The 14344-nt window shown below is 69.2% G+C and carries 6 protein-coding genes; 4 read left to right on the forward strand and 2 right to left on the reverse strand.

What is annotated here, in order from left to right:
* The first annotated feature begins 73 nt into the window (after positions 1-73).
* The 3 genes from ACZ7DE_RS36860 (at position 74) to ACZ7DE_RS36870 (ending at position 12086) form a co-directional block, all read left to right on the forward strand.
* The gene (locus ACZ7DE_RS36860) at positions 74-4324 is read left to right on the forward strand and encodes a LamG domain-containing protein (RefSeq protein ID WP_470768752.1); all 4251 of its coding nucleotides are present in this window, start codon (positions 74-76) and stop codon (positions 4322-4324) included.
* Between the two features lie 240 nt (positions 4325-4564).
* Entirely contained in the window at positions 4565-11410 is a 6846-nt protein-coding gene (locus ACZ7DE_RS36865) for a polymorphic toxin-type HINT domain-containing protein (protein ID WP_470768753.1), read from the forward strand.
* A 34-nt stretch (positions 11411-11444) separates the two neighbouring features.
* On the forward strand, positions 11445-12086 hold the full coding sequence (locus ACZ7DE_RS36870) for a hypothetical protein (RefSeq protein ID WP_470768754.1): 642 nt from the start codon (positions 11445-11447) through the stop codon (positions 12084-12086).
* Between the two features lie 302 nt (positions 12087-12388).
* On the opposite strand, the gene ACZ7DE_RS36875 is transcribed toward ACZ7DE_RS36870, so the two are convergent.
* Together ACZ7DE_RS36875 and ACZ7DE_RS36880 are read right to left on the reverse strand one after the other, a co-directional pair.
* Entirely contained in the window at positions 12389-12898 is a 510-nt protein-coding gene (locus tag ACZ7DE_RS36875; RefSeq protein WP_470768755.1) for a hypothetical protein, read from the reverse strand.
* Between the two features lie 50 nt (positions 12899-12948).
* Positions 12949-13737 (reverse strand): ArsR/SmtB family transcription factor, encoded by a 789-nt coding sequence (locus tag ACZ7DE_RS36880; protein WP_470768764.1) that lies wholly within the window; start codon positions 13735-13737, stop codon positions 12949-12951.
* Between the two features lie 333 nt (positions 13738-14070).
* On the opposite strand from ACZ7DE_RS36880, the gene ACZ7DE_RS36885 reads away from it, so the two are divergent.
* Positions 14071-14262 carry a hypothetical protein gene (locus ACZ7DE_RS36885; protein WP_470768756.1) on the forward strand — a complete coding sequence of 64 codons (192 nt, stop codon included), beginning with the start codon at positions 14071-14073 and terminating at the stop codon, positions 14260-14262.
* Positions 14263-14344: the final 82 nt, after the last annotated feature.

Below are 14344 nucleotides of genomic sequence, written 5' to 3' on the forward strand. Positions count from 1 at the left end.
TTGTCGGCCATGAGTCCGGGGGAGGACCGCGGGGATGAGGGTTCCGAGACGGGGCCGCGCCGCTGTACGCGCGGTGAGCGCCATAACAGGTCTGACGTTGCTGAGCGCAGTGATGCCGGCCGCCATGGGGACGGCGGTCGCCGCTCCCCGGGCCCGGCAGGAGGTGACCCAGCAGTCCACGTCTGCGAGGGACACCGAGAGCGCCGCCTTCGATCAGGCCGAGCGTTCGAAGAAGAAGGTGGAGATCGCCTCACTGCGTGGGGAATCCAGTGAGACGTACGCCCTGCCCAACGGCAATTTCGAGGCCGTGGAACATCTGCGTCCGGTGCGGGCGCGGGTGGACGGCGCCTGGAAAGCGGTCGACGCCACGCTGGAGAAGCGCGCGGACGGCAGCATCGCGCCCAAGGCGGCGACGGTGGGCATCGCGTTCTCCGGCGGTGGGAGGAAGCAGCCGCTGATCACGCTGGAGCGGGCGGGCCGCAAACTGTCCCTGTCCTGGCCGACGGCGCTGCCGGAACCGGTGATCGACGGTGACACCGCGACCTATCCCTCGGTGCTGAAGGATGTGGACCTTCAGGTGAAGGCGAGCGTCGACGGCGCCTCGGAGGTCTTGGTCGTCAAGTCTGCGCAAGCGGCGGCGAATCCGAAGCTGGCCGAACTGCGGCTGGCGATGAACGCGGACGGCATGGACGTACGCAAAACGCCGGACGGCGGCCTCGCCGCGGTCGACAAGGGCGCAGGCGGTTCGGTCTTCGAGGCACCGCGGCCGATGATGTGGGACTCCAGCAAGGGCGCGTCGACCACGCCCGCACGCACCGCGGCCGCCAAGCCGGCCAAGTCCGCCGATCCGTCGCACGGGCCCGGCGAGTCCGCGAAAGTCGCACCGATCGGCGTGAGCGTCCCCTCGGCCGACGACGCGCTGGTGCTGAAGCCGGATCAGAAGCTGCTGAAGAACGCCACGTTCCCGGTCTACATCGACCCGCAGTGGTACTCCCCCAAGGCGGGCAGCTGGACCTTCGCCTCCCGCTACTGGGCCTCGTCCCCGCAGTGGAAGTTCAACGGCAACTCCGACTCGGGCATGGGCTACTGCGCGGGTGACGCGCGCTGCGCGCCCGAGGACGTCAAGCGGATCTTCTACACGATCCCGACCTCACGCTTCGCGGGCAAGTCGATCCTGTCGGCGGAGTTCGTGGTCAACGAGACGCACTCCTACAGCTGCACCAAGACCGACGTGCAGCTGTGGCGCACCAAGGGCATCAGCTCCTCCACCACGTGGAACACGCAGTCCGCCGACGGCTTCTGGGTCGATCTGCAGAAGACGCTGAGCGAGGCGAAGGGCTGGAACGGTGACTGCCCGGGCGGCAGTGTGGAGTTCTGGGCGCTGCGCGCGGTGCAACAGGCGGCTGCCAACGGCTGGTCGACCACGACGTTCGGGCTGAAGGCCCGGGACGAGAACGACGTCCTGTCGTGGAAGCGGTTCTCCGACGACGCGTGGCTGCGGGTGCAGTACAACCGTCCGCCGACGCAGATCCGTATGTCGCAGCTGACGCAGGACCCCGGCGGCGCCTGCTCCTCGACGGCCAAGCGGGTCCGCATCCTGCCCACGATCCGGGCGAACGACGTGACGGACCCGGACGGCGACAACATCGCCGTGCAGTTCCAGGCATCCTGGGACAGCGGTGACGGCAAGGGCTACACGGCACACTGGACTTCGGCCCGGACGACCTACAAGAAGTCGGGTTCCGACTTCGTGGTCTCGCTGCCGACAAGCATCCCCAAGAACAAGTCCGTCGGCTGGCACGCGCGCTCCTACGACAGCGCGCAGTGGTCGCCGTGGAGCTATGCGGGTTCGGCGACCGACTGCCTGTTCGTCTACGACACGAGTGTGCCCGCCGGTCCCTCGATCAAGTCCACGCAGTACCCGGCCTCGGACCCCGAGGACCCCAACGACCCGTGGCTGGACGGGGTCGGCCGGTACGGCGCCTTCACCATCGACTCCTCGTCCACGGACGTGTCCAAGTACTGGTTCGGCATCAACGGCGACCCCACCAGCGCCCACACGCTGACCACCTCCGGTGGCGCCGCGCAGACGACGAAGTTCATGCCGACGAGATCCGGCGTCAACTTCATCACGGCGCAGGCCTTCGACACCGCCGGCAACGGCAGTGAGATCCGCACCTACCAGTTCCGGGTCAACGCCGGTCAGCCCGACCGGCTGAACATGAAGCTCGACGAGACGGCCGGCTCGGCCACGGTCAGCGGCACGGGCGGGGAATGGCCCGCCCAGCTCAACGGCGCGACGCCGGGTGGAGAGGGCGTCTCGGGCCACGGCCTGCACTTCGACGGCGTCGACGACTACGCCGCCACCACCTCCCCGGTGCTCAACACGGGCAAGAGCTTCTCGGTGTCGACGTGGGCCAAGCTGCCCGCCACCCAGCCCGCCGCCTCGGTCGTGGCCCTCTCCCAGGCCGGCGCCAACACCAGCGGCTTCGAGATCTACTACTCCCCCGCGCTGGGCGGCTGGCAGTTCCTGCGGCACAGCGTCGACGCCTCGTCCCCGGGCGTCTCACGCGCCTCACAGCCCGCCTGCCCGACCGGCGACACCGCCTGCGCCGCGGCACGGCTGGGCGCCTGGACCCACCTGGTCGGCGTCTTCGACAACCCCAAGGAGCAGATGCGGCTGTACGTCAACGGCACGCTGGTCGGCAGCGCGGCGTTCACCACCCCGTGGGACTCCCGCGGCCGTACCCTGCTCGGCGCGGCCCAGCACTACGGCACGCTGAGCAACTTCTTCACCGGTGATCTGGACGAGGCGCAGCTCTTCGACTACCAGCTCACCGACGCTCAGATCGGCCGCCTGTACGCCAGGCAGCCGGTGAACACCAACCGTCCGGCGAAGGTGGTCTGGCCGCTGAACGAGGAGGCCTCGGCAACCGCGGCCGTCGGCCGGTCGCAGGAGGTGACCGCGACCGTCAACGGTGGAGCCGTGCTGGGCTCCGCGGGCGTCGACGGCACGGCGGCGACCTTCGACGGCGTCGACGACGGTGTGATCACCTCGCAGCCGGTGCTGGACACCTATCAGAGCTTCGCGGTCTCCGTCTGGGCCAGGCTGCCCAAGGACAAGGAGAGCCGGGCGATGATGGCGGTGACCCAGGGAAGCGCCGCCGTCCCGGGCTTCGAGCTGGTCCACTCCTCAGCACTCGGCGGCTGGGTCTTCCTGCGCGCCGGTTCCGACTCTACCGGCGCCACGTTGGCGCGGGCCCGGCAGAACGCCTGTGACCCGAACGTCAACTGCGCCGCCGCCCGCCTCGGGGAGTGGACGCATGTCGTGGGCGTCTACGACTACGACGCCGGTGAGATCCGGCTCTACGTCGACGGCACACTGAAGGACACCGAGCCCTTCACCACCCCCTGGCTCGCCACCGGCCCCGTCACCGTGGGCTACAAGGCGACCGGCGGCCCCCAGGCCTTCCTCAAGGGCGACCTGGACGACGTCCGGCTGTTCGACCGGGCACTGTCCGGGGACGAGGTGAAGGAGCTGAACAAGGCCCGTCCGGTCGTACAGGGCCGTTGGAAGCTCGACTCCGGGACCGGCACGCCCCTCGCCTCCCCCGACGACTCCTCGGGCAGGCGGACGCTGACGCTGGGCGGCAACGCCTCCATCGACGCCTCCGGCAACTCCAACTACGTGGGCGCCGGCGGGTTGCTGCTGGACGGCAACGGCGACTACGCCGCCACGGCCACCTCGCCCGTCTCCACCGGGACCAGCTTCACCGCCGCCGCGTGGGTGAGCACGGCGGCCCGGCCGGATCATCCGGTGACCGTGTTCTCGCAGGCGGGCTCGGTCAACAGCGGCTTCGCGGTGCGCTACGTGCCCAGTGCCACCGATCCGGCGAACGCCGGCCGCTGGCAGCTGGCGATGCCGGGCTCCGACGTCAAGGGCACGACCGTGGCGACGGCCGAGCATCCCAACTTCATGAACAACACGAGTTGGAACCATCTGGCGGTGGTCTACGACGCCTTCGCCGATCAGATGCGGCTGTACGTCGACGGCAACCTGGAGCAGGTCGTCTGCGCGGACAGCGACGAGAACGGCAGCCCGGACGTCGCGGGCTGCACCGACTCGGTGTCCTGGAACTCCAACGTCCTGCCGTTCAACGCCACCGCCGGCCTTCAGCTCGGACGTGGCAGGTCCGACGGCACGTGGGGCGAGTACTGGCCCGGCGTGATCGACGACGTGTGGACGCTCCAGGGCGTGGCCTCCGACGAGCAGATCGCCCGGCTGGCCAACGGCACGGACCTGGCCACGGTCCCCGGCCCGTAACAGCGGGCACGACCGGCGCGGGGGACGCGGGCCCGACGGCCCGCTCCCCCCGCGCACGGGTGGCCATCATGCCCGCGCCTGCGCACTTGACGGACGGGCGCGGGTCGCTGCGCGGGGCGGCCGCAGTCGCGGTGCGGCCGCCGAGGTGCTGTGGCATCGAAAAGAACCAGCGGGTGAAGGGGGAAAACACACATGATCTTGACTGAACGGAGCTGGACGAGAGCGCGGCGGAGAATCGCCGTGACCGTGTCCACAGTGCTGGTCGGAACACTGCTGCAGGGGGCGTTCACGCCGCCGGCGCAGGCGGACGACATGCCGAAGGTCCCGGCCTCGGAGAAGGCGCTGTCCGGGCACCCGGTGACGTCACGACCGCGAGGGACGGACGGACAGCGCACAGCGCCGGCCGCGGCTCCGCGGCACGCGTCGCCCAGGGCCGGGTCGGCCACGGTGACCCTGCGACCGGGAGACAAGCCGGACACGCGGCGGGCCGGAACGCTGCCGGTGTCGCTGACGGCGCCCGCGGCCAAGAACACGCCGACCGCGTTGTCGGGCGCCGCGACCGTACGCGTGCTGGAGGCTCAGGCCGCCCGGAAGACCGGTGTCGAGGGCCTGCTGTTCTCCGTGCGGCGCGCCACCGGCGCCCGGGGCGCCCAGGTCGGCGTCAGCGTCGACACTTCCGCCTTCGCGCAGGCGTACGGCGGTGACTACGCCGGCCGGCTGAAGCTGGTGCGGCTGCCCGCCTGCGCCGCCACGACCCCGCAGCGCCCGCAGTGCCGCACGCAAACGCCGGTCGACGCCCGCAACGACGGGACCAGGCTGTCCGGCAACGTCACCCTTCCGGGCGCCGAACCGATGATGCTGGCGGCGACCACGGCCGCCGCCGACGGCGCCGCCGGCGACCACGGCGACTACACCGCCAGCCAGCTGTCCCCCTCCGCGACCTGGTCGACGAGCTTGAACTCGGGCACCTTCTCCTGGTCGTACGACATGCCCGTGCCGGGCGTGCCGGGCAAGTTCGCGCCCAACGTGGGCCTGTCCTACTCCTCCGGCGCCATCGACGGCCGTACGTCCTCGACCAACAACCAGTCCTCCTGGACGGGCGACGGCTTCAACCTGTGGCCCGGCTCCATCGAGCGCAGCTACAAGGGCTGCGCCGACGACGACGTGAAGAACGCCGACGGCAACAAGCCCGGCGACCTGTGCTGGGCGTACGACAACGCGACCATCTCGTTCGGCGGGCGGGCCGGCGAGCTCGTCCCGGACGGCACCGACAGCTTCAGAATCAAGGGCGACGACGGCACCAAGGTCCAGCGCGTCTACGGCACCAGCACCGACGTCCGCTCCAACGGCGCCCGCAACGACGAGTACTGGAAGGTCACCACGACCGACGGCACCCAGTACTTCTTCGGCTACAACCGCCTGCCCGGCTGGGCCTCGGGCAAGGACACCACCGACTCCACCTGGACCACTCCCGTCTACGGCGACGACGAGGGCGAACCCTGCCACGCCGCCGCCTTCGCCGACTCCTGGTGCCGGCAGGCGTACCGCTGGAACCTCGACTACGCCGTCGACGTCCACGGCAACGCGATCGCCTACTACTACAAGAAGGAATCCAACTACTACGCCCGCAACCTCACGGTCGCCGACGAGACGGCCTACGACCGCGGCGGCTACCTGGACCGGATCGAGTACGGCCTGCGCAAGGACACCGTCTACTCGACCAAGGCCCTGGCCCGGGTCGCGTTCACCTCGGCCGAGCGCTGCCTGCCGCAGACCGGCGTGACCTGCGACGCCTCGACCATCGACGACAAGAAGTTCTACTGGTACGACACGCCGTGGGACCTGAACTGCAAGTCCGGGCAGGACTGCACCAAGTCCGCCTCCCCGAGCTTTTGGACCCGCAAGCGGCTGACGGCGGTCACCACGCAGGTGTTGAAGGCGGACGGCACCTACGCCCCGATCGACACCTGGACGCTGGGCCACCGCTGGGGCACGGCGGACATCGACTACCAGCTGCTGCTCGACTCGATCCAGCACACCGGCAGGTCGGCCACCCCCGAGATCACCCTGCCCAAGGTCACCTTCGGCTACCACCAGGACGCCAACCGGCTCGACATCGCCGGTGACGACACCGCGCCGTTCATCAAGGAGCGCCTGTCCACCGTCGCCGACGAGTCCGGCGGCCAGATCGACGTCAACTACTCCGCGGCTGCCTGCGACGCGGGCAACCTGCCGACCCCGCAGAGCAACACCACCCGCTGCTACCCGGTCTACTTCACCAAGTCCGGCGACGCCGACCCGACCCTGCAGTGGTTCAACAAGTACGTGGTGGAGTCGGTCACCGAGACCGACCGCACCAAGTCCTCGCCGGACATGGTCACCCGCTACGACTACCTCGACGGCGCGGCCTGGCACTTCGCCGACGACGACGGCCTGACCAAGGAGAAGTACAAGACCTGGTCGCAGTGGCGCGGCTACGCCCATGTCCGCGAACGCACCGGCGGCCAGGACCCGGTCGGCATGAAGTCGCAGACCGACCACTGGTTCCTGCGCGGCATGGACGGCGACCGCAACGGCCCGGCCACCGCCGACGGCACCAAGTCCGTCTCGGTCTCCGACGACAGCGGCGGCACCATCACCGACCACGACTCCGCAGCCGGCTTCGAGTACAAGACCGAGGACTACAGCGGTCCCGGCGGCCGGGTGCTGGAGAAGACCGTCAGCACGCCCTGGCACCACCAGACGGCCAGCCGCGTCCGGTCCTGGGGCACCACCACCGCGAACCTGACCGGCACCGCCTCCGTGCGCACCTGGACCTCGCTCGACGACGGCGTGGGCGTCAAGTGGCGGCAGACGTACCAGACCAACACCCACGAGAACACCGCCGGACGGGTCACCCAACTGGATGAGTTCGGTGACACCGCCACCGCGGCCGACGACCAGTGCACCCGCACCAGTTACGTCGACAACGCCGCCGCCTGGATCCTCACCAAGCCCTCGCGGGTCGAAACCGTGGCCGTCAAGTGCGACACCACCCCGGACCGCGCCAAGAACGTGCTCTCCGACATCCGCACCGCCTACGACGGCCAGGCGTACAACGCCGCCCCCGTCAAGGGCGACCCCACGCACATCGCAAGCCTGAAGTCGCACAACGGGACCACCGCCACCTACCTGGAGTCCGGCGTCACCTACGACGCCGCCTACGGCCGCCAGCTCACCAGCACCGACATCACCGGCACGGTCACCGCGACCCAGACCGGCGCCCCCGTGCGCACCGACCGCAGCGACGGCCGGACGACGACCACGGCGTACACCCCGACCACCGGCTTCCCCACCACGGTCACCACGACCACCCCGCCGGCCACCCCGGGCACCGCCTCGACCGCCCAGACCAGCAAGACCACGTACGACACGCTGCGCGGACTGCCCGTGACCGTGCTGGACACCAACAACAAGCGGACCGACACCGCTTACGACGCCCTCGGCCGCAGCCTGAGGATCTGGCTGCCCGACCGCTCCCAGGCCAACAACCAGACCCCGAACTACGAGTTCGAGTACACCATCGCCGACGGCAAGCCGGTGGCGGTGGCCACCAGGACGCTGAAGAACGACGGCGGGCAGCGCACCTCGTACACGCTGTACGACGGCTTTCTGCGGACCCGCCAGACCCAGGCCCCCGGCCCCTCCGGCGGCAGGCTGATCAACGACGTCTTCTACGACGAACGCGGCCTGACGGCCAAGGTCTTCGCGCCGTACTACAACACCGACGCACCCTCCACCGTCCTGCTGAAGCTCGACAACGCCCTGGCGGTGGAGAGCCAGACCTGGAACACCTACGACGGCCTGGGCCGCGTCACCAAGTCCCAGCAGGTGGCCGGCAACGGCGACGGCGGTAAGGTGCTCGCCACCACCAGCACCAGCTACGGCGGCGACCGCACCACGGTCACCCCGCCGGCCGGGGGCACCCCGAGCACCACGGTCACCGACGCCCGCGGTCGCACCACCGACCTGCTGCAGTACGACGCCGCCACCGCGACCGGAACCCCGTCCACGACTCACTACGACTACAACGCCGCCGGGCAGCTGGCCGCGGTCACCGACCCCGTCGGCAACCAGTGGACGTACAGCTACGACCAGCGGGGCAACAGAACCGGCGTGAAGGACCCCGACAAGGGCGAGGCCACCTACACCTACGACGACCGCAATCTGCTGCTCACCAGCACCGACGACCGCGAGCCGAAACAGACCATCACCCACGTCTACGACGGCCTGGGCCGTGAGCTGGAGACCCACGACGGCACCGCCACCGGCCCGCTGCTGACCAAGCACGTCTGGGACCCCGCCGGCAACGAGGGCCGGCCGGCCTCCGCCACCCGCTACGTCGGCGGCGCGAGCGGCAGCGCGTACACCACCACGTACAACATCTACGACACGCTCTACCGCCCCAACCGCGTGACGACCACGATCCCGTCGTCCGAAGGCGCCCTGGCCGGGGCCTACCAGTCGAACATCAAGTACAACCTCGACGGCACCGTCCAGTCGAGCAGCTACCCGGCGGCAGGCAGCCTCGCCTCCGACGTCCTCACCCCGACATACGACGACGTCCTGCGCCCGGTCACGCTCTCCGGCACGGGCGGCGTCACCTACATCACCGGCACCGCCTACAGCTACACCGGCAAGCCGCTGCAGTTCACCTACCAGAGCGGCGGCAAGAAGACCCAGGTCACCAACACCTACCAGTGGGGCGCCCAGCGCCTGGACAACACGCGGGTCGACCGCGAAGGCGTGCCCGGCGTCGACAAGTCGTCCACGTACGGCTACGACGAGGCCGGCAACGTCACCTCGATCAGCGACGTGTCGCGCGACGGCACTGACAACCAGTGCTTCCGCTACGACCACCTCGGCCGTCTCACCGAGGCCTGGGCCCAGGGCGCCACCGGCTGCTCGGCCACCGCCGGGTCACTGCTCGGCGGACCCGCGCCCTACTGGCAGTCGTACACCTACGACGCCACCGGCAACCGGCGCACCGAGACGCTCCACGCCACCACCGGCGACGCCGCCAAGGACGTCAAACGCACCTACGACTACCCCCCGCCGAAGTCCCCGCAGCCGCACGGCCTGACCCAGGTCACCACCGCCGGGCCCACCGGCACGGCGATCGACAGCTACACGTACGACCGGGTCGGCAACACCCACACCCGCACCCTCGGCGGTGACCGGCAGACCCTCGACTGGGATGCCGAGGGGCGCCTCGCCAAGGTCACCGAGGGGACCACGACCACCTCCTACGTCTACGACGCCGACGGCAACCGTCTGATCCGCCGCACCGACGCCGACACCACGCTCTACCTCGGCTCCACCGAGATCACCCTCACCAAGAACACCACCACCCCCAGGGCCACGCGCTACTACGACCTCGGCGGCGGCAACCAGGCGATCCGCACCGACGACGGCAAGCTGACCTTCCTCATCGGCGACCACCACGGCACCTCCGAACTCGCCGTCGCCGCCACCGACCTGACGATGCAACAGCGCCGCTCCACACCCTTCGGCGCCGCTCGCGGCCAGGCGCCGGCTTCCTGGCCCGGCCAGAAGGGCTTCATCGGCGGCACCGACGACACCACGACCGGGCTGACCCACCTCGGCGCCCGCGAGTACGACATGGCGACCGGCCGCTTCATCAGCGTCGACCCTGTCATGGACTCCAACGACCCGCAGCAGATGAACGGGTACAGCTACACGGAGAACAACCCGGTCACCTACAGCGATCCGACGGGCCGCACGAAGTGCGACGCCAACCCCGAGCTGTGCGGCCACAAGGACAACAGCTGCGACTCGGCGTGCGTGAAGAAGAACATCGAGAAGGTCAACAAGGCCAACAAGGCCACGGAGGAGTACTTCAGGAAGAAGCGGCAGAAGGAGGCGAAGAAGCTCTACAACTACTTCTTCAAGCCGTCGAAGTGCTTCGGGAATCCGGTTCTGCCGCTCCCGAAGTACGACACCTGCTACACCCAGGCGGAGATCGACTCCGACAAACAGCTCCTGAAGACCGTCATGTCGGCCTTCGGTGACATGACGATGCTCGAACCCTGGTACCAGTGCGCGTTCAACAACAATCAGGACAAGTGCGACACCCTCGGCATGGCCATGTCCTCGGCGGACGCCGGCGGCGTCGCCAGGGGCGCCACCAGGTTCATCGGCGCGATGAGCAAGGCCGGGCGGATTCTGTGCAGCTTCACCTCCTCGACCCGCGTGCTCCTGAAGGGCGGGGGCACCAAGGAGATCGGGAAGATCAAGCCCGGTGACAAGGTGGAGGCGGCCGACCCGAAGACGGGCAAACGCCGAGGTCCGCGCACGGTCACCGCTCAAGGGTGGCACCGTGACACGGACCTGGTCGACCTGAGGGTGCGTGACAAGCAGGGCCGTGCCGTCACCATCAACACCACCTCCGAGCATCCGTTCTGGGACGCCACGGCACACACGTGGATCCAGGCCGGCAAGCTCACCGCGGGCCACGATCTCAGCACCGCCGACAACGGCCGCGCCCGGCTGGTCGGCGTGCGGCTCCAGGCGGGCGAGGCCGACATGTACAACCTCACCGTCGAGGACCTCCACACGTACTATGTGCTCGCCGGTTCCACCCCGGTACTGGTGCACAACTGCGATCTCGCCCTCGGCTGGCGCACCATGGGAACCGGGGAGTGGGCGGAGAAGAACAGCTACACCCACATGCTGAACAACCCCGACGACGGGTGGAAGGTCCCCGTGGAGCGAATGATCGGCGATCCCAACGTCACCCTCCGCGTCAACATGAAGGGGTGGGAGACCGACTTCAACGGTGCTGTGGCCAACGGTCTCCAAGGAGGCAAGGCCACGGAACTCGAGATGAGCTGGATCGCCAGAGCGGTGGCCAATGGCCAGCGTTCCTGGGATTCCGTGCACTTCTACGATGCGGGCAAGGGCGGAGAGATCGTCGAAGTGCCACGGCCCCCGGAGCCGGACTGGTCCTCGTTCGGCAAGCTGGGTCCCGTCGAGAGCAAGTTCACCTTGTGCAATTGCGAAGGGTCGGTTCCCTGGGATGAGTAGCAACAGGCCGCCGAAAGACTCATGGGATCCGACCGTGCTCTACCCCGACCTCGACCTGTCCGAAGGCCTGGCCAGGGCGCTGCAGCGCAGCGCCTCCGCTCTCGGACTGCCACTCGACGGGTTCGTCGACGCGTTCGGCCGGGCGCAGCTCGCCACCGACCGCGGCATCGTCTCGATCTACGTCGGGGCCCAGGAGAGGTTCTTCGGGGTAAAGATCTACGAGCCCGAGGTCGTCGAGTGGGCAGCGGGAGCGACGGAGGACATCGACGAGGCGCTTCGGGCGGCGGCCGCCTGGCAAAGCGGCGAGCCCCTCGACGCCTTCGTGTCGGCCCACCCCTTCATGGAGCCGGGCAGGCTGGCGCGTGCGTTCGCGGAAGGAACGGTCGCCGAAGCCCAATGGAACATCCTGCTGGCTTCGGACTGCCCCACGGGCGGCCAGAAGCTGCTTGTTCGTCTGGCCCCCTACGCCGAGTTGCGGAGTTTCTTTCCGGAGATCAGCTACGGCGAACTCCGGTTCACCACCCCTCCGCCCCGGCAGGACGACCGGGTGTTCCGCCTTCTAGGCGAGGGGATGGCATTGCGTGTCCAGGAGTCGGGGCCGGAGCCCCGTGAGTACGTCCTTGACGCACTGGACGAGGTAGCCCGCCACATCGTCGACTACTTCGCCTCCGACTGACCTCAGCGCCGTCAGACGATCCGAGGGGGGACGCGCGTCGCGTGTCCCCCCTCGACTCTCGTCACGGGGGCCGGCAGCGATCAGGCTCACGCTTTGGCCCCGTCCATCGCTTCGACGACGGGCTCCCGCCCCGGCTCGGGGGAAACGTAGGACAGGAGCGCTGCCCCTTCTTCCTCACTGCGAGGCCGTCCGGATGCATGGCATCGCGTTTGGTGCGCCGACGTCTTCTGCGCGTCCTTCTTGGCGGCTGCCCCCCTTTCGGCCGTGCGAGCGCGTGGACGTCTGCCTCCGCATCGGCGCGGTTACCGCGTGGCCTCGGCCCCGTCGGGGAGGAGGGCGAGGAGCTGTTCCGTGTGACCGGGCAGTTCTGCCTCCGCCAGTCCGGTGACGATGTCACGCAGCGACAGAGGATGGTCGACCAGGAGGGTGTCATGGGACAGGAGCCGTGCGGGTGCAAGGGTGCTGAGCTCGGCGTCGCTGAGCGCCGTCCCTCCGGCGAGTGAGCACAGGGCGGCTGCCTGGCCGCTGATGCGGTGCCGAAGCCCGGCGTTCCCGCCCGCGTGCGTGATGGTCTGCTCGATGGTCCAGACGTCGAGGGCGATCCGGTTGTCGTAGGTCGTGTGGGTTCCCGCTGCGACACCTGCGACGGCGGCGATGGTGGTGGCGCTGATGAGAGAGACGTGCGCGAGGATCTGGTCGGCGTTCCACTCACCCTCTGGCGGGGCGGGGCCGGGGTCGCCGGCTTCGGCCACCGTGGCTGCGGCGGCGAGCAGTGCGCGATAGGCGTCCTGGAGTGGGGCGGTGTCCAGCATGTGGTGCACCTCTTTGTGCGGGCGTGTGCGAAGAGGGCGAGAGGCGCGTTTCAGGTGTGGGCCGGTGACATCTCCCAGGGTGCCTGCGGCAGGACCTCGCCGGTCTCCAGCATCGACTTGAGGTTCGCGAGCACGGCCGGCCAGCCGGCCGAGATGCCGCGCAGCATCTCCTGGTTGGGGAGGTTCTCGTGGGTGACGGTGAGGCGAACGATGTCCTGATGCGGTTCGACGAGGAAGGTGACGACCGACGGCTCCCTCGGCGACTCGGCATCGGGGGCGTCGTCGAAGGTGATCACCAGCCGGGTCGGCGGCACGGTCTCCAGGACACGGCCCACCACGTCGATCCTGCCCGACCCGTCGGTTCGCCGGTGTTCCCATGCCGACCCCGGCTGCCAGTCGGAGAGGTTGGCGTGTCCCCAATAGCGCGCCGTCAGGTCGGCGTCCGTCAGGGCTTGCCACACCTGTTGCGCACTGGCACGGATGTAGGTGACGTAGACGTAGTCCGGCACCGGTGTGGGTGCGTTGGTCATGGCGTACTCCTCTGCCTGGTGCTTGATGGCGCTGAGTGCTTGGAGGCGGGGCTTGTCGAATCCGGAGATCCAACGCTCCTCGATCTCGTGGATGGGCACCGGGTTGAGGTAGTGCAGTCGCTCCCGGCCGCGCCGTACGACGGTGACGAGGTCGGCCCGCTCGAGGATGTCCAGGTGCTGCGTCACCGACTGGCGCGCCATGTTCAGGCGCTCGCACAGTTCGCGCAGCGTCTGCCCGCTCTGCTCGCGCAGTCGGTCGAGCAGGAGCCGCCGGGTGGGATCGGCCAGCGCCTTGAACACCGAGTCCATCACTTTTGCTTCGAGGCTCACACTCATCATTATGCAGGCATTCACCTGCCTATCGTCAAGGGCGAGGTCCGAGGCGGAAGCAGTGACCGGTCCGGTGCTTCCGGACCGAGGAAGCAGACCGGGCCTCGTGGACGGCGCCGCCGGGCCCCTGTGACGTGATCACGAACCGGGGGCGGTCGCAGGCTCCCTCATGCGACCTCGCTTCTCCCAGGTCTCGGCCACCCCCGGCCGCCGAGGCCGCACGAGGCCGGGGGCACACTGCGCAGGGGGCTGTCCGCAGGGCCGCTACCACCGTCGTCGAGGCGCTGCTGGGCTAGCCAGACGCGGCGGGGAGTGGACGACGACGCCGAGTACCGGGTGTGGGTGCGCACTGCGGAGCACATGCGGCCGGTCGATGGCGTCGACGACGACCAAGTCGTCATCGAGCAGCTGGCGCGGTCACCGCAGTCGGCGGCCCGGGAGGTTCTCGGAGAACGTCGGCCTTGGGGGGATGCTGGCCTAGTACTGCAACGGTGTCTGTTCTGAGTGCTGGGCAGTTTTCAGGGGCTGTGTCCGCGTCGTTTGTAGTGACTGCGGCGGGCTTGATACTGGCGTCGTCGGCGCCAGG

Source organism: Streptomyces sp. NPDC037083, from assembly GCF_055606485.1.

Excerpts from the sequence above, each read along its gene's own strand:
- ACZ7DE_RS36875 (WP_470768755.1), bottom strand. The coding sequence starts at position 12,898 with ATGCTGGACACCGCCCCACTCCAGGACGCCTATCGCGCACTGCTCGCC.
- ACZ7DE_RS36880 (WP_470768764.1), bottom strand. The coding sequence starts at position 13,737 with ATGGACTCGGTGTTCAAGGCGCTGGCCGATCCCACCCGGCGGCTCCTG.